At 71.5% G+C, this 19,083-nt stretch carries 3 protein-coding genes; all 3 read left to right on the forward strand.

All coding sequences use genetic code 11. The features are described 5' to 3' along the window. Nucleotides 1–15 precede the first annotated feature (15 nt). Complete coding sequence (locus AB0P41_RS35560; RefSeq protein ID WP_365936152.1) at nt 16–7,668, forward strand: SDR family NAD(P)-dependent oxidoreductase; 7,653 nt, start codon at nt 16–18, stop codon at nt 7,666–7,668. Between the two features lie 60 nt (nt 7,669–7,728). Next, nucleotides 7,729–17,208: a type I polyketide synthase gene (locus AB0P41_RS35565; protein ID WP_365936150.1), complete on the forward strand. Its 9,480-nt coding sequence runs from the start codon at nt 7,729–7,731 to the stop codon at nt 17,206–17,208. Nucleotides 17,209–17,256: 48 nt separating this feature from the next. Beyond that, nucleotides 17,257–19,083: type I polyketide synthase (locus AB0P41_RS35570; protein ID WP_365936151.1), on the forward strand; the 1,827-nt coding region annotated here is incomplete at its 3' end.

Raw genomic sequence — 19,083 nt, forward strand, 5'->3', positions numbered from 1 at the left:
ACGACCAGGGTTCTGCTGGACGCGGGTCACAGCGTGTTCGTCGAGGTGAGTCCGCATCCGGTGCTGGCTGTCGGTTTGGAGGAGACGTTCGAGGCGGCCGGGAGCGATGCGGTCGCGCTGGGGACGCTTCGGCGGGACGAGGACGAGTCCCGGCGCTTCATGACCTCCCTCGCCGAAGCGCATGTCCACGGGGTCGGTCTCGATTGGAAGGCCCTGTTCGCAGGCACAGGTGCTCAGCGTGTCGACCTGCCGACATACCCCTTCCAGCATCAGAACTTCTGGCCCGAAGCGCAGACGGCCTCCCTCTCCTCGGGGGAAGCCGATCCGCTGGACGCCCGGTTCTGGGACGTCGTCGAGCGCGGCGACGCGGATGCCCTGGCCGCCGATCTGGAGCTGGACGGTGCTTCGCGCTCCGCGCTGGGCACGGTGCTGCCGGCGCTGTCCTCCTGGCGGCGGCAGCAACGGGACGAGTCGACCGTCGATTCGTGGCGCTACCGCGTGACGTGGCAGCCGCTGACGGCCCTGCCCACCGCCTCCCTGTCCGGGACCTGGCTACTCGTCGTACCGGAGTCCGAGGCCGACCACGAAACCGTGCACGAGACCGTGGGCGGCCTGACACGTCACGGTGCCGACGTCTCGGTGTTCACCGTCCCGGCAGGAGCGGACCGCGAGCTCCTCGCCGGGCGACTGGACGCCGTACTCGAACCGGCCGGGGTCATCTCCCTGCTGTCGCTGCTCGCAGGGCCCGACCCGCAGCACCCGGTGGTCCCGGCGGGGCTTGCCGCCGACGTCGAACTCGTCAAGGCACTCGGCGACGCGGGCCGGTCCGCCCCCCTGTGGTGTCTCACCCGGAGCGCGGTCTCCGTCGGCCGCTCGGACGGTCCGGTCCACACCGACCAGGCGATGCACTGGGGCTTCGGCCGCGTGGTCGCGCTGGAGCACCCTGACCGCTGGGGCGGTCTCATCGACCTGCCCGCGATCCTCGACGACCGCGCCTGGAACCGCATCTGCGGCGTACTGACCGGCGGCGACGGCGCGGAGGACCAGGTCGCGGTCCGGGCGTCGGGCGCCTTCGGACGCCGGCTCCAACGCGGCCGCTCGGCCGCGGGCACAGCGGGGAAGAAGTGGACACCGCGGGGCACCGTACTGATCACCGGTGGCACCGGCGCCCTCGGTTCGTTCATCGCCCGCAGGCTCATAGGTGAGGGCGCAGAGCACGTCGTACTCACCAGCCGCCGCGGCGCCGACGCTCCCGGAGCGCGCGACCTCCGGGATGAACTGACGGCCCTGGGTGCCCGGGTGACGCTGGCCGCGTGCGACGTCGCCGACCGTGACGCGCTCGCCGCGACGGTACGTACGCTGCGTGATGCGGGTGACCGGGTCACGGCCGTCGTACACGCCGCAGGCGTGGGCCAGCTCAGCGTCATCACCGAGACGAGTCCCGCCGAATACGCAGCCGTGCTCGAAGCGAAGGTCCTCGGCGCGGCCCACCTGCACGAGGTCTTCGGCGACGAGCAGCTCGACGCTTTCGTCCTGTTCTCCTCGATCTCCGGCATCTGGGGCAGTGGCGGCCAGGGCGCCTACGGCGCGGCCAACGCCTACCTCGACGCCCTCGCCCAGCGGCGGCAGGCCGCCGGGCTGGCCGCCACCGCGATGTCGTGGGGCGCGTGGGGCGGCGCAGGTATGGCCAGGGGATCGGCGGAGGAGATCCTGAACAGGCGTGGTCTGCCGGCGATGGACCCGCAGCTGGCCATCGACGCGATGCAGGAAGCCGTGGGCTCCGGCGAGACGATGCTGACCGTGGCGGACGTGCGGTGGGAGCGGTTCGCGCCCACGTTCACCGTGACCCGGCCCAGCCCGCTCCTGGAGAACCTGCCGGAGGTACGCCGTGTGCTGGCGGCAGCCGCCGAGACCGAGGCCGCTGGAATGGGCGATCTCTCCGCGTTCCAGCAGCGGCTCACCGGGCTCCCGGAGAGCGAACGCGCCGACTTCGTGATGGAGTTGGTGCGGGGTGAAGCCGCCTCCGTGCTCGGCTTCACCGACGCGGCGGAGGTCGAGGCCAACCGCGCGTTCCGCGAGCTGGGCTTCGACTCGCTGACCGCCGTCGAGGTGCGCAACCGGCTCAACGGCGCCACCGGACTTCGGCTTCCCACGACCGTGGTCTTCGACTACCCGACCGCGACCGCACTGGCCGGGCACCTCCTCGCCGAGTCCTTCGGGCAGGGCGACGAGGCCGTCCCCGGCGCCCCTGCCGTCGCAGTCCTCGACGACGACCCGATCGTGATCGTCGGCATGGGCTGCCGCTTCCCCGGGGACGTCCGGACGCCCGAGCAGCTGTGGGACCTCGCCGTCACCGGCACCGACGCGATCTCGGGCTTCCCCGTCGACCGGGGCTGGGGGCGTGGGGCCGATGACGGAAGCGCTCCGGCGTTCACCCCCGCCGGCGGTTTCCTGCACGGGGCGGGCGGGTTCGACGCGGACTTCTTCGGCATATCGCCGCGTGAGGCACTGGCCATGGACCCGCAGCAGCGATTGCTGCTGGAGACCTCGTGGGAGGCGTTCGAACGCGCCGGCATCGCCCCGGCGTCCGCGCGGGGAACCCGCACCGGTGTCTTCGTCGGCGCCTCGTCACAGGGGTACGCCAGTGATGTCCACCAGCCGCCGGAGGGCGTAGAGGGGTACCTGCTGACCGGCACCGCCACCGCGGTCCTCTCCGGCCGTATCGCGTACGCGCTCGGGCTCGAAGGCCCCGCCGTCACCATCGACACGGCGTGTTCGTCGTCCATGGTGGCCCTCCACCTGGCCGCGCAGTCCCTGAGCCAGGGCGAGTGCTCGATGGCCCTGGTGGGCGGCGCCGCGGTGATGGCCACCCCGGCCGTGTTCGCGGAGTTCAGCCGGCAGGGCGGACTGTCCTCCAGCGGCCGGTGCAAGGCGTTCGCCGAGGCGGCGGACGGCACCGGCTGGGGCGAAGGGGTCGGCATCCTCCTGCTGGAGCGCCGGTCCGACGCCGAACGCAACGGCCACCGGATCCTGGCGCTCGTCAGGGGCAGCGCCATCAACCAGGACGGTGCGAGCAACGGCCTCAGCGCCCCCAACGGCCCCGCACAACGACGCGTCATCCGGCAGGCTCTCGCCAACGCCGGCCTGACCGCCGACCGGATCGACGCCGTGGAGGCACACGGCACGGGCACGACGCTCGGCGACCCCATCGAGGCGCAGGCCGTGCTGACGACGTACGGACAGGACCGGCCTGCGGACCGGCCGCTGCTGCTCGGCTCCCTCAAGTCCAACATCGGCCACACCCAAGCCGCCGCCGGAGTCGCCGGAATCATAAAGATGGTGATGGCGCTGCGCCACGGTGTGCTGCCGCAGACGCTGCACATCGACGAGCCGTCCACGCACGTCGACTGGTCCTCCGGCGCCGTGGAACTGCTCACCGAGCGGCGGGACTGGCCGGAGACCGGGCATCCCCGCAGATGCGGCGTCTCCTCGTTCGGCGTGAGCGGTACGAACGCGCACGTCATCCTGGAGCAGGCACCGGAGCCGCCCGCCGCCCCCCGCACGCCCGTGGCCGGCGGAGCGCTGCCGTGGACCGTGTCCGCACGGGACGAGAAGGCACTGTGCGCCCAGGCGGCGCAGCTGCGCGACGCGGTGCTCGCCGACCCGGACCTCAGCCTCCTGGACATCGCCCACACGCTGGCGACCGCCCGGTCCGTGCACGAGCAGCGTGCGGTGATCGTCGCCGATGACCGGGAGGCCTTCCTCGAAGGACTCACCGCCCTCGCCGGCGACACCACTGCCCCCGGACTCGTACGGGGGACGGAGACGCGCGGCAGGACAGCGGTGCTGTTCTCCGGGCAGGGGTCGCAGCGGCCGGGGATGGGACGCGCCCTGTACGACACGTATCCCGCGTTCGCGGACGCCTTCGACGCGGTCTGCGCGGAGCTGGACCGCCATCTGGACCAGCCGGTCCGCGAGGTGGTGTTCGACGGCGGCGACGTGCTGGACCGGACGCTGTACACCCAGTCAGGACTCTTCGCCCTGGAAGTGGCGCTGTACCGGCTCGTGTCCTCGTGGGGCGTCAAGCCCGACTATCTGCTCGGACACTCGATCGGTGAGCTGTCCGCCGCCCACGTGGCGGGCGTGCTCTCGCTGGAGGACGCGGCGACCCTCGTCGCGGCCCGGGGCCGCCTCATGCAGGCGCTGCCCGGCGGGGGCGCGATGGTCTCACTCCAGGCGGCGGAGAGCGAGGTCCTGCCGCTGCTGACCGACGGCGTGTCCATCGCCGCGCTCAACGGGCCCCGGTCGACGGTCGTCTCGGGCGACGAAGCCGCCGTACTGGTGATCGCCGAGCACTTCGAGGCCCAGGGCCGCAAGACAAAGCGCCTGAAGGTCAGTCACGCCTTCCACTCCCCGTACATGGACGCCGTGCTCGAGGAGTTCCGTAAGGTCGCCGAAGGGCTCACGTTCCACGAACCCGTCCTCGCGGTCGTCTCCGACGTCACCGGGACCGTGCTGAGCGCCGACGAGATCAGGGACCCCGAGTACTGGGTGCGCCATGTGAGGGGAACCGTCCGCTTCCTGGACGGCGTACGCACCCTGCAGGAACAGGGAGTGACGGCCTACCTGGAGCTGGGTCCCGACGGTGTGCTCTCCGCGATGGCCCAGGACTGTGCCACCGACGGGGACGCGGTCTTCGTACCGGCCCTGCGTTCCGACCGCCCCGAGCCCCGTACCCTGCTGAGCGCCCTGGCCGGCCTCCACGTGCGTGGCACGTCCGTCGACTGGCCCCGGTACTTCGCCGGCAGCGACGGCCGGAACATCGCTCTCCCGACCTACGCCTTCCAGCACCGCCACTACTGGCTGCGGGGCGACGGCGCGGCAGGGGACGTCCGCTCGGCCGGCCTCGACCCCGCCGACCACCCCCTGCTGGGTGCGGCGGTGCAGATCGGTCACAGCGACGCCTACCTGTTCACTGGCCGCCTCGCGCTGGACAGCCACCCCTGGCTCGCCGACCACACCGTCCTCGGCACGGTGCTGGTGCCGGGCACCGCCTTCGTCGAGCTGGCCGTCAAGGCGGGCGACGAGGTCGGCTGCGGCCACGTCGACGAACTCGTCATCGAGGCCCCGCTCGTCCTGCCCGGCGAAGGATCCGTCGCACTCCAGCTGTGGGTGGGACCGGCCGACGCGTCAGGCCGCCGGACACTGGAGATCCACTCGCGCGGCGCCGGCGGGCCCGAAGCCACGTGGACGCGCCACGCAAGCGGCTCCCTGGTGGCCGCCGAGAACCGCGACCGGCCGGCCGACCTCGCCGTCTGGCCCCCCGAAGGCGCCGTCGCCGTACCGGTCGAGGGCCTCTACGAACACCTCACGTCGATCGGCTACGCCTACGGGCCGGTCTTCCAGGGCCTGCACTCCGCATGGCGGCTCGGCGAGGAGGTATTCGCCGAGGTGGCCCTGCCCGAGGCGACGGAGCCCGGGGCCGGCCGGTTCGGTCTGCACCCGGCCCTCCTCGACTCGGCCCTGCACGCCATGGGGCTGAGTACGTCGCACGACTCCACGGACGACGACAGCGTGGGGCGCAACCGCCTCCCGTTCGCGTGGAACGGTGTGACGCTGTACGCGGCCGGCGCGGACGCCCTGCGCGTGCGGATCACCCCCAAGGACACCGACGGCGTCTCGCTCACCCTCGCCGGACCGTCAGGCGAACCGGTCGCCGCGATCGAGTCCCTGGTCCTGCGCACCGTCACGACCGCCCAGCTCGACGGGGCACGCCGGGCCACACACCACGACTCGCTGTTCCACCTCGGCTGGTCGGCCGCGCACCTCACCCGCGAGCTCCCGGACGCCCGCTGGGCGGTGCTCGGGGCGGACCACCTCGGGCTCGCCGCGGCGGGGGTCGGCATCGACGTCTTCCCGGGGATCGAGGACCTGGCAGCCGCGCCCCTGCCGCCGGCCGTCCTGTTGTCCCTCGCGCCGCAGCTGGGCGAGCCGACCGTGCAGCGCACCCATGAACGTACGGCCGAGGTCCTGGCCACGGTACGGAACTGGCTGGGTGACGACCGGTTCACCGACGTCCTGATGGTCGTCGCGACGCGCGGAGCGGTCTCCCTCGACGGTGAAGACGTACCGGACCTCGCGCAGACAGCGGTCTGGGGCCTCCTGCGCTCAGTGCAGTCGGAGGCACCCGGCAGGTTCGTCCTGGCCGACCTCGACGGCACCGACCTGTCGGCCCGCAACCTCGCCACCGCCGTCGCCACCGGCGAGCCTCAACTGGCCCTGCGGGCCGGACAGATCCACACGCCGGGCCTGAACAGGGTGGAGGCCACCGAGCCCACGGGATCCGGAGACGTCGACCCGGGCGGAACCGTCTTGGTCACAGGTGCCGGCGGCGTGCTGGGCGGCCTGGTGGCACGCCGTATGGCCGAGCGCGGTGCGCGCCACATGCTGCTGCTCGGCCGCCGTGGCTCGGCTGCACCGGGCGCCGCTGAACTGGCCGCTGAGCTCACGGAATCAGGCGTGCACGTCACCTTCGCCGCCTGCGACGCCGCCGACCGGACGGCCCTGGCGGACGTCCTCGGCGGAATCCCCGCAGCGCACCCCCTGACCGCGGTCGTGCATGCGGCGGGTGTGGTGGACGACGGCGTCGTGGCGTCCCTGACCCCGCAGCGACTGGCAGCCGTCCTGCGGCCCAAGGTGGACGCGGCCTGGAACCTGCACGAGCTGACCGAGCATTCGGACCTCGCGGAATTCATCCTCTTCTCCTCCGCGGCCGGCACCTTCGGCGGCCCGGGGCAGGCCAACTACGCGGCTGCGAACGCCTTCCTGGACGGCCTCGCCCAGCACCGGCACGCCCGCGGTCTGCCCGCGACCTCCCTGGCCTGGGGGCCGTGGGCCGAGAGCGGCATGGCCGGCCGGATGGATGCCGCCGACATCGCCCGCATGGCCCGGTCAGGGCTCGTACCACTGTCCCGGGAACAGGGGATCGACCTGTTCGATCTCGCCCGCACGACAGGCCGGCCGACCCTCATGCCGGCCAGACTGAGCACCGACACCGCACAGATACGTCCCGACGCGATGCCTCCGCTGCTGCGCGGTCTGATCCGGCTGCCCACCAGGCCCACGGCGGAGAGGAGCGGCCGGACAGCCGAATCCGCCACGGTGCTCAAGGAGCGTCTCGCTGCGGCCGGCGGGGCGGAGCGCACCGGCATCCTCCTCGACATGCTGCGCACAGCGACAGCCGACGTACTGGGCCACAGTTCCGCCGCGGCCGTGGTCGTCACGAGGGGCTTCCTCGAGATCGGCTTCGACTCGCTCACCGCTGTGGAACTACGCAACCGGCTCAACACCATGACCGGGCTGCGGCTGCCCTCCACGCTCGTCTTCGACCACCCGTCCCCTGAAGCGCTCGCCCTGTACCTGCGGGACGAACTCGTCGGTGACGGGACGGTGTCGGCCCTCTCGCTGCTCGCCGAACTCGACCGGCTGGAAGCCACGCTCGCCGGCGTGCCGTCCGACGACGCCGACCGCGTCAAGGTGACCGAGCGGCTGCGCGGGCTGATGGCCGGCTGGCACGACGACGCGTCCGACGGCACGGTCCGGAGCCTCGAAGAGGCCACGGCCGACGAGCTCTTCGAGCTGCTGGACGACGAGCTCGAGTCCTCCTGACAGCCCTGACCGACTGCCCCGCACCTTCCTGATCAACCCCTCTGCAAGGAGTGACACCCCATGGCGAACGAGGAGAAGTTCCTCGACTACCTCAAGCGGGCCACGGCGGACCTGCGCGAGACTCGCCGTCGGCTGCGGGACATGGAGGACCGGGAGCGGGAGCCCATCGCGATCGTGGGCATGAGCTGCCGCTATCCGGGCGGGGTGACGAGCCCTGAGAAGCTGTGGGACCTGGTCGCCACGGGCGGGGACGGCATATCGCCGTTCCCCACCAACCGGGGCTGGGACATCGAGGGAGTGTTCGACACCGACCCGAACCGGTCCGGTACCTCGTACGTCCGCCAGGGCGGATTCCTGCACGAGGCAGGGGAGTTCGACCCCGGTTTCTTCGGCATCTCGCCCCGCGAGGCGCTGGCGATGGACCCGCAGCAGCGCCTGCTCCTCGAGGTCTCCTGGGAGGCGTGCGAACGCGCGGGAATCGACCCGACGTCGCTGAAGGGCAGCCGGACGGGCGTGTTCGCCGGTCTGATGTACCACGACTACATCAGCACGCTGCACTCCTTGCCCGACGGCGTGGAGGGATACCTGGGCACCGGCAACTCCGGCAGTGTCCTCTCGGGCCGGGTGTCGTACACGCTGGGCCTGGAAGGGCCCGCGGTGACGGTGGACACGGCGTGCTCGTCCTCCCTGGTCGCCCTGCACTTCGCGGTCCAGGCGCTGCGGTCGGGCGAGTGCACCATGGCCCTGGCCGGTGGGGTGAGCGTCATGGCGACCCCCGGCACGTTCGTGGACTTCTCACGCCAGCGCGGTCTCTCCTTCGACGGCCGCTGCAAGTCCTTCGCGGCGAGCGCGGACGGCACCGGCTGGGCGGAGGGCGCCGGGGTCCTCGTGGTGGAGCGGCTGTCCGACGCCCTCCGGCTTGGACACGACGTGCTGGCCGTGGTCCGCGGCTCGGCCGTGAACCAGGACGGGGCCAGCAGCGGTCTGACGGCGCCCAACGGTCCGTCCCAGCAGCGGGTCATCCGCCAGGCACTGGCGAACGCACGGCTGGCACCTGAGCGGATCGACGCCGTCGAGGCGCACGGTACGGGTACGACGCTGGGTGACCCGATCGAGGCGCAGGCGCTGCTGGCGACGTACGGGCAGGGGCGGCCGGAAGGGCGGCCGCTGTGGCTGGGGTCGCTGAAGTCGAACATCGGTCATACGCAGGCTGCTGCCGGTGTGGCCGGGATCATCAAGATGGTGATGGCGATGCGGCACGGTGTGCTGCCGCAGACGCTGCACGTCGACGAGCCGACGCCACAGGTCGACTGGGAGTCCGGGGACGTCCAGCTGCTGACCGAGCCGCGGGAATGGCCCGAGACGGACGAACCGCGACGGGTGGGAGTGTCCTCCTTCGGGGTGAGCGGCACCAACGCACACGTCATCCTCGAGGAACCGCCCGTGGTGCCCGCGGACAGCGGAGGCACACCGGTACGCACGCCTCCCGTGGTCCCGTGGCTTCTCTCGGCCGCAGTCGGCCCCGGCGCACTCGAGGCGCAGGCGAGCGCTCTGGCCGACCACGTGGAGGCGGTGGGCGCGCAGGCGTCCGGTGCGCTGGACGTCGGTTACTCCCTGGCCGGTGGCCGGGCGGCCCTGGCCCAGCGTGCGGTGGTGCTCGCAGACGGCCGCGACGGACTGCTCGACGGCCTGCAAGCCCTGGCGGCCGGACAGCCGTCCGCCGCAGTGGTGCGGGGCTCGGCGGTGGACGGCCGGCTGGCGGTCCTGTTCCCGGGCCAGGGATCGCAGTGGCCGGGCATGGGCCGCGAGCTGTACGAGGCGTACCCGGTGTTCAGGGACGCGTTCGACGCCGTGTGCGCGGAGATGGACACCACTCTCGGCCGGCCGCTCCGCGACGTCGTGTTCGACGAGGGCGACCTGCTGGACCAGACCCGGTACACACAGCCCGGAGTCTTCGCCGTCGAGGTCGCGCTCTTCCGGCTGGTCTCGTCATGGGGTGTCACCCCCGACTTCCTGATGGGGCACTCCTTCGGCGAACTGACCGCCGCCCACGTGGCAGGCGTGCTCTCGCTCAAGGACGCGTCGACACTGGTCGCCGCCCGGGGCCGCCTGACGCAGGCCATGCAGTCCGGCGGCGCCATGGTGTCCGTCGAGGCGACCGAGGACGAGGTCCTCCCGCTGCTGACCGGCGGTGTGTCGATCGCCGCGCGCAACGGACGGTCCTCGACGGTGGTCTCGGGTGACGAGGACGCCGCGCTGGCGATCGCCGCGCACTTCGAGGCGGAGGGCCGCACGACCAAGCGGCTGCGCGGCAGCCACGCGTTCCACTCCCCGCACACGGACGAGCTGCTCGACGAGTACCGTGCGGTCGCCGCAGGTCTGACCTTTCACCCGGCCAGGATCGCCATCGTCTCCACGGTCACCGGCCGGCTCGCCGAGCCCGGTGAGCTGGGCGACCCGGAATACTGGGTCCGTCACCTCCGCCGGACCGTACGTTTCCACGAAGGAACACTGAGCCTTCAGGAGCAGGGCGTCACGACGTTCTTCGAAGTCGGCCCCGGCGGCGTACTGTCCGGCATCACGCAGCAGAGCCTGAACGGCGAGGGACAGGCCTGCGTGCCCGCCCTGCGCCGGAACCGGAACGAGCCGCAGTCACTGCTCCAGGCGGTGGCGGAACTTCACGTGCGCGGTGCTCACGTCGACTGGGCCTCCTACTTCGAGGGGACCGCCTCCCAGCGGGTCGACCTGCCGACGTACGTCTTCCAGCACCAGGAGTTCTGGCCACAGCCCCACCCCCACCCGCTGGAAGGCACCGACCCGCTCGCGTCGCAGGACCCGGCGCAGGCCCGTTTCTGGGAGGCCGTCGACGGCGGCGACGCCCAGGCCCTGGCCGACGCACTCGGCGTCGAGGACGACATGCGGTCCTCGCTCACGGACCTGCTTCCTGTCCTGGCGTCGTGGCGGCGGCGGCACAGGGACGAGTCGACGCTCGACTCCTGGCGCTACCGCGTCACCTGGAAGCCGCTGAAGATCGCCCCCACGGCCGGCCCGACCGGCACCTGGCTCCTCGCCGTCCCCGCGGACCTGGCCCGGGACGAGGCGGTGACCGCTGTCGAGCGTGAGCTGGCAGCGGGCGGCGCCGACGTCGCACGACTCCTGATCAGCACGGACGGGAACGACCGCGCGACGGTCGCACGAGCCCTGAACGACGCCCTCGCCGAGAGCGGCCCGCTCACCGGGGTCGTCTCACTGCTCGCGATGGACGAGGACGCGGACCGCAGCCACTCGCTGCTGCCGAGCGGGCTGTGCGCCCTGCTGACGCTGACCCAGGCCCTGCTGGCCCTGGAGGAGGACATACCGCTGTGGTGCGTGACGCGCGGCGCAGTGTCCATCGGGCGCTCCGAAGCCCCCGCAGGCGCCGTTCAGGCACTCACCTGGGGCCTGGGCCGGGTGCTCGGCCTGGAACGCCCCGAGCGCTGGGGTGGCCTCGTCGACCTCCCGTCGGAACTGGACACTCTCGACTCCCGGGCGTGGGCGCGAATGCGCGGCGTACTGGCAGGTCCCGTCGGAGAGGATCAGGTCGCCGTGCGGCAGGGGGGCGTCTTCGGACGCCGGCTCGTACGTGCCCAGGTGTCCGCCGCCTCCACGCCGTGGAACCCGCGGGGAACGGCCCTCATCACCGGCGGTACGGGTGCGCTGGGTGCACACGTCGCGCGCCACCTGGCCCGCCAGGGTGTGGAGCACCTCGTACTCACCGGCCGACGAGGGACCGCCGCCGAAGGTGCCCTCGCGCTGCACGACGAACTTGCCGCGCTGGGCGCCCGGGTGACGATCGCGGCCTGCGACGTGACCGACCAGGACGCACTCGCCGCGCTCGTGGACCAGGTCCAGGAGGCCGACGGCCGGCCCATCGGGACGGTCGTCCACGCCGCAGGGATGACCGTGATGGCCGGACTCGCCGAATCGGACCCCGCGGACGTCGCGGAAGCCCTGGCCGCCAAGGTGGCAGGCGCCGCGAACCTGGACGGGCTCTTCGGGACGGAGTCGGCCGGGACACTCGACGCGTTCATCCTGTTCGCCTCAGGCGCAGGAGTGTGGGGCGCCGCCGGACAGGGCGCCTACGCGGCGGGCAACGCCTACCTGGACGGCCTTGCGGAGTACCGGCGCAGTCGTGGGCTTCCGGCCACATCCGTCTCCTGGGGCGGCTGGTCCGGCGGCGGCATGGCCGACGGCGCCGCCCAGGACATGCTCGCCCGCCGCGGGCTCGCGGCAATGGACCCGCAGCTGGCCATCGGTGCGCTGGTAGGTGCGGTCGAGACGGGCGAGACCTGTCTGACCGTCGCGGACATCGACTGGACCCTGTTCGCGCCCGCGTTCACGCTGGCGCGCCCCAGGCCGCTGATCGGCGACATCCCGGAGGCGGCCGAAGCCCTGCGGGGCAACGCGTCCGAGCCCGGCGACGTCCAGGCAGGGGTCGCGGCGGTGCTGCGCGCCCGGCTGGCCGGACTCTCCGCGACCGAGAACGAACGGGAACTGCTCGACCTGGTCAGGGCAGAGGCCGCAGCTGTACTCGGCCACCCCTCGGCCGAAGCCGTCCCCGCCGACCGGGCCTTCCGCGAGCTTGGTTTCGACTCCCTGACCGCCGTCGAGCTGCGCAACCGCCTGAACAGGGCGACAGGGCTCGACCTGCCCGCAACCCTCGTGTTCGACCACCCGACACCGGCTCACATCGCCACGGGCCTGCTCGCGCCACTGCTCGGTGGCGAGGATGCCGAGGCCCATGCCCCGGCCCCCGCTCCTGTCCGCACCGACGACGACCCCATCGCGATCGTCGGTATGAGCTGCCGCTACCCGGGCGGCGTCCGGTCCCCGGAGGACCTCTGGGACCTGGTCGCCAACGGCCGCGACGCCATCGCGGAATTCCCCGCAGACCGGGGCTGGGATCTCCGCCGGCTGTACAGCCAGGACCGGGGCCGCCCCGGCACCACCTACTGGGACGAAGGCGGCTTCGTCCACGACGCGGGCGACTTCGACGCAGCCTTCTTCGGGATCTCACCGCGTGAGGCGCTCGGGATGGACCCCCAGCAACGGCTGCTGCTCGAAACCTCGTGGGAGACCTTCGAACGGGCCGGCATCAGCCCGGCCGCGGTGCGCGGCACCCGCACCAGCGTGTTCACGGGGACCAACGGCCAGGACTACGCCACGGTCCTGCTCGGCTCCCCGGATGCCGGAACCGGTTCGCTGGCCACCAGCAACGCCGCGAGTGTCGTCTCGGGCCGGCTCTCGTACACCTTCGGCCTGGAAGGGCCCGCCGTGACCGTCGACACGGCATGTTCGTCCTCGCTCGTCGCGCTGCACCTGGCGGTCCAGGCGCTGCGGGCGGGGGAGTGCTCGCTGGCACTGGCCGGGGGAGTGACGGTCATGTCGACACCGGCGGCGTTCGTGGAATTCAGCAGGCAGGGGGCGCTGGCGTCGGACGGACGCTGCAAGTCCTTCGCCGACGCGGCGGACGGGACGGGCTGGGGCGAAGGCGTCGGAATGCTGCTCCTGGAGCGGCTTTCGGACGCGCGGCGCAACGGACACGAGGTACTGGCCGTCCTCCGCGGTTCTGCCGTCAACCAGGACGGTGCGTCCAACGGTCTGACAGCCCCGAACGGTCCGGCCCAGCAGCGAGTCATCCGCCAGGCGCTCGCCTCGGCGGGCCTGGAACCCTCACAGGTGGACGCCGTCGATGGACACGGCACGGGTACGACACTGGGCGACCCCATCGAGGCGCAGGCGCTGCTGGCGACCTATGGGCAGGGACGGCCGGAGGACCGGCCGCTGCTGCTCGGGTCGATCAAGTCGAACATCGGTCACACACAGGCTTCCGCAGGTGTGGCCGGTGTGATCAAGATGGTGATGGCGATGCGGCACGGAGTGCTGCCGAGGACGCTGCACGTCGACGAACCGTCCACCCACGTCGACTGGTCCGCCGGAGCTGTCGAGCTTCTGCGGGACCGGACCGAGTGGCCTGAGACGGGCGAGCCGCGGCGGGCCGGTGTGTCGTCCTTCGGCGTCAGCGGTACGAACGCACACGTGATCCTGGAGCAGGCTCCTGAGGTGGAGCCGGTGGACGGGGCACGTGCATCGGTGCCGGTGGTGCCGTGGGTGGTGTCGGCGAAGACGGCCGAGGCGCTCGACGCACAGGTGGAGCGACTGACGGCGTTCGCCGGGGATCAGGACCCGGTGGATGTCGGGTTCTCGCTGGTCACGACGCGTGCGGTGCTGGAGCACCGTGCGGTGGTCATCGGTGACCGGACGGTCCGGGGAGCGGTGGCTCCTGGTCGGACCGGTGTGCTGTTCTCGGGTCAGGGTGCTCAGCGGTCGGGTATGGGCCGTGAGTTGTACGAGTCCTATCCGGTGTTCGCGGATGCGTTCGATGTGGTGTGTGCGGAGTTGGACCGGCATCTGGACCGGCCGGTGCGGGATGTGGTGTTTGCGGGTGGTGAGCTGCTGGATCAGACGCAGTTCACGCAGGCGGGGCTGTTCGCTCTTGAGGTGGCGTTGTTCCGCCTGGTGTCGGCGTGGGGTGTGAGGCCGGACTATCTGTTGGGTCATTCGATCGGTGAGTTGTCGGCTGCGCATGTGGCCGGGGTGCTGTCGCTGGAGGATGCTGCGAAGTTGGTGGCGGCGCGTGGCCGTCTGATGCAGGGACTGCCGGCGGGTGGGGCGATGGTCTCGCTCCAGGCGACCGAGGACGAAGTCCTGGCGCTACTGACCGACGGGGTGTCTATCGCAGCGCTCAACGGGCCTTCCGCGACGGTGGTTTCGGGTGGCGAGGACGCTGTTCTGGCGATCGCCGCGCACTTCGAGGCGGAGGGTCGTAAGACCAAGCGGCTGCGGGTGAGCCATGCGTTCCATTCGCCTCGTATGGATGCCATGCTGGAGGACTTCCGTGCGGTCGCGGAGACGCTGACCTTCCAGCAGCCCGAGATCGGGATCGTCTCCAACGTGACCGGCCAGGTCGTGTCGGGCGACGAGATCTGCTCTGCGGATTACTGGGTGCGCCACGTCCGTGAAGCCGTTCGTTTCGTCGACGGGATGCGCTCCCTCCAGGACCAGGGTGTGACTGCGTTCCTGGAGTTGGGTCCGGACGGTGTGCTGTCCGCGATGGGCCAGGACTGCGTCGAAGGTGCGGCGTTCGCCCCGGTGCTGCGCAAGGATCGCGACGAGCCGCAGACACTGGTCACCGCGCTCGCAGAGCTACACGTACGCGGAGCGTCCGTCGACTGGGCGGCGTACTTCGCCGGCACCGGCGCCCGCCGCGTCGACCTCCCGACGTACGCCTTCCAGCACGAGCGGTACTGGCCGAGCGCGCCGCTCGTCCAGGTCGGTGGGCCTGCCGGCGCACGGAGTGCGATCGACGCCGAATTCTGGGACGTAGTCGCACGCGGGGACGTCGATACCCTGGCCAGGACACTCGACGTCGGAGAGACCGGTGCGCCCTCCCTCGCGAGCATGCTGCCCGCGCTGTCCCAGTGGCACCGAAACCGCAGCGAGAGCCTGGCAGTCGGGACCTGGCGTTACCAGGTGAGCTGGGCCCCCGTCGACGACACGCCCGAGCCCGTGCTCACCGGCGTCTGGGTGCTCGCGGTTCCCGCGGGAAACATCGACGAGCCTCTCGTCGAGGACTGTGCGACCTCCCTCCGAGACCACGGGGCGATCGTCGTGCTGCTGCCTGTGGACGGCGGACCGGACGACGTCACCACGATCGGCGACCGGCTGCGTGAGACCGTCGACGAACACGGAAGCCTGTCCGGAGTTCTGTCGCTGCTCTCCTTCGACGAGCGTCCCCATCCCGTACACAGCGTGCTGCCGTCCGGTTCGTTCGCCGTCCTGGCCCTTCTACGGGCGATGACCTGGCTGGAGCTGGAGTCGCCCCTGTGGTGCGCCACCCGCACCGCCGTGTCCGTCCGGCGTTCCGACGCCCTCGCCCGGCCGGTCCAGGCACAGACCTGGGGCCTGGGACGAGTCGCCTCGTTGGAACACCCCAAGGTGTGGGGCGGCCTCGTCGACCTGCCGGAGGAGGTGGACGCCCGCGCGCTGAAGCGGTTGGTGGCCGCCCTCGCGGGCACGGACGGCGAGGATCAGCTGGCGGTCCGCGGCACGGGGGTGTTCGTCCGACGGGTGTTGCCCGCGACGCCGGACGGATCGGCGCCCGCGCGGTCCTGGAAGCCGTCCGGCACAGCACTCATCACAGGCGGAACCGGGGCGCTGGGCGGACATGTGGCGCGCTGGTTGGCCGCGGACGGAGCCGAGCACGTCGTCCTCACGAGCCGCAGCGGTGACAAGGCGTCAGGAGTCACCGAGCTGGTGGCCGAGCTGGAGGAGCTGGGCAGCAGGGTCACCGTCGCCGCCTGTAATGTGACCGACCGGGCTGCCGTGGCCGGTCTGCTGGAGCGGCTCTCGGCCGCCGGGGACACGGTGCGTACGGTCGTGCACGCGGCAGGAGTCGGAAAGCTGGCCCCGCTCGCGGTGACGGACGACGACATGTTCGCGGACATCGCTGCCGCCAAGGTCGCCGGAGCCCGGTACCTCGACGAACTGGTCGATCACGACGACCTCGACGCGGTCATCTACTTCTCATCGGTTTCGGCCGTCTGGGGTGTCGGAGACCACGGGGCCTACGCGGCGGCCAACGCCTACGCCGACGCGCTCGCCGAACAACGGCGTTCCGAGGGTGTGCCCGCCCTGTCCGTGGCCTGGGGGCCGTGGGCCGGTGGGGGAATGGTGAGTGAGGACGCCAAGATCCTTCTCGACAGGCAGGGCGTACGTCTCATCCAGCCCGCATCGGGCATCACCGCGCTCCGGCAGGCCCTCGATCACGACGACACCACCGTGGTGATAGCCGACGTCGACTGGGAACGCTTCGCGCCGATCTTCACCATGGCGCGAGCCCGCCCCCTGATCGCAGACATCCCGCAGGTGGCAGCGGCCATCGGGGAGGCGGCGGAGCCGGCCGGTGAGACGGAGACCGCCCCGGCTCTGCGTGCGGAGCTGACCGTGATGTCCGAGGCCGACCGGGCTCAGCTCCTGCTGGATCTGGTGCGCGGACACGCGGCGACCGTCCTCGGACACGCGACGCCCAAGAGCGTCGAAGCGGGGCGGGCCTTCAGGGAACTCGGTTTCGATTCGCTCACTGCGGTCGAACTGCGCAACCGGCTCAACGCCGCGACCGGCCTTCGCCTTCCGGCGACGTCCGTCTTCGACCACCCGACACCGACTGCACTCGCCAGCCATCTGCAGGCGGAAATCCTGCAGGACGCGGAAGGCGAGCTGCCTGCCGGCGAGGAACTCGACCGCCTGGAACAGGTCCTGACCGTCCGCGCGCACGACGACCTCGGCCGGATGCGCGTGGTCATGCGCCTGGAATCCCTTTTGTCCAAGCTCAACGAGGCGAACGGGACGACCGACCGGGACAGCAGCGCGGAGCGCTACGAGTCCGCGACGAACGAGGAGTTGTTCGACCTGATCGACAACGACCTCGGGATCTCTTGACGTGGCAAGCATGAATTTTCCTGTACGACTCACGGGAGCGATGTACTGATGGCGGACGAAGAGAAGCTGCGCGAGTACCTGACCAAGGTGGTCGGCGAGCTCCAGCAGACTCGCCAGCGACTTCGCCATGTCGAGTCCGGCGAAGCGGAACCCATCGCGATCGTCGCGATGAGCTGTCGCTATCCGGGCGACGTGTGCTCCCCGGAGCAGCTGTGGGACCTGGTGGCCTCCGGGGGCGACGCCATCGCGGGGTTCCCCGCGGACCGCGGCTGGGACCTCGAGAAGCTGTACGCCCCTGACCCCGACCTCGCGCACCCGGGCACCTCGTACGCGAACGAGGGCGGATTCCTCTACGCCGCCGCCGACTTCGACCCGGGCCTCTTCGGGATCTCGCCGCGTGAGGCGCTGGCGATGGACCCACAGCAGCGCCTGCTGCTCGAGACGTCGTGGGAGGCCTTCGAGCGTGCTGGCATCGACCCGCTCTCCGTACGCGGCAGCCGCACGGGCGTCTTCATCGGTGCCTCCACCCAGGGCTACGGCATCGGTATGGCAGCGTCGCCCGGCTCGGACGGGCACGCTCTGACAGGCGATGTCACCTCTGTGCTGTCCGGCCGGGTCTCCTACACGCTGGGTCTCGAGGGCCCGGCGGTGACGGTGGACACGGCGTGCTCGTCGTCGCTCGTCGCCATGCACTGGGCGATCCAGGCGTTGCGTTCCGGTGAGTGCACGCAGGCGCTGGCCGGCGGCGTCACCGTCATGTCCAACCCCGGCGTCTTCGTCGAATTCTCCCGGCAGCGAGGCCTGGCGGCCGACGGCCGGTGCAAGGCGTTCGCCGAGGCTGCGGACGGTACGGGCTGGGGCGAGGGCGTGGGGATGCTCCTGCTCGAGCGGTTGTCCGACGCGCGACGCAACGGCCACCAGGTGCTGGCGGTCGTGCGGGGCTCGGCGGTGAACCAGGACGGCGCGTCCAACGGTCTGACCGCGCCGAACGGCCCCGCGCAGCAGCGCGTGATCAGCCAGGCGCTGGCCAGTGCCAAACTGTCCCCCATCCAGATCGACGTCGTGGAGGGCCACGGCACGGGCACCCGGCTGGGCGACCCGATCGAGGCGCAGGCGCTGCTCGCGACCTACGGGCAGGACCGGGCGAAGGACCGTCCGCTGCTGCTGGGGTCGGTCAAGTCGAACATCGGCCACACGCAGTCCGCTGCGGGCGTGGCCGGTGTGATCAAGATGGTGATGGCGATGCGGCATGGTGTGGTGCCGCGCACGCTGCATGTGGATGAGCCGTCGTCGCAGGTGGACTGGTCGGCGGGTTCGGTGGAGCTGCTGACGGAGTCGGTGGCGTGGCCGGAGACGGGTGAGGCGCGGCGTTCCGCGGTGTCGTCCTTCGGGATCAGCGGCACAAATGCGCACGTGGTCCTGGAGCAGGCGCTGGAGGCCGAAACCGCGGTGGACACGGGGGCCGGCGTCGTGTTGCCGGTGGTGCCGTGGGTGGTGTCGGCCAGGTCCGAGGCGGGTCTGTCGGCGCAGGTGGAGCGCTTGTCGGCGTTCGCCGAGGGTCGGAATCCGGTGGATGTCGGGTTCTCGCTGGCGACGACCCGGGCGGCGCTGGAGCACCGTGCTGTGCTGATCGGTGACCGGGCCGTGCGGGGCGAGGTGGTCGAAGGCCGGTCGGCCCTGCTCTTCTCGGGTCAGGGTGCGCAGCGGTCGGGTATGGGCCGTGAGCTGTACGAGTCCTATCCGGTGTTCGCGGATGCTTTCGATGCGGTGTGTGCGGAGTTGGACCGGCATCTGGATCGTCCGGTTCGGGATGTGGTGTTTGCGGGTGGTGAGCTGCTGGATCAGACGCAGTTCACGCAGGCGGGGTTGTTCGCT

It is taken from the genome of Streptomyces sp. NPDC079167, assembly GCF_040686735.1.
Classification (GTDB): domain Bacteria; phylum Actinomycetota; class Actinomycetes; order Streptomycetales; family Streptomycetaceae; genus Streptomyces.

Bases quoted from the DNA above. Each gene is read 5' to 3' on its own strand.
- AB0P41_RS35565 (WP_365936150.1), top strand. From the start codon at position 7,729: ATGGCGAACGAGGAGAAGTTCCTCGACTACCTCAAGCGGGCCACGGCG.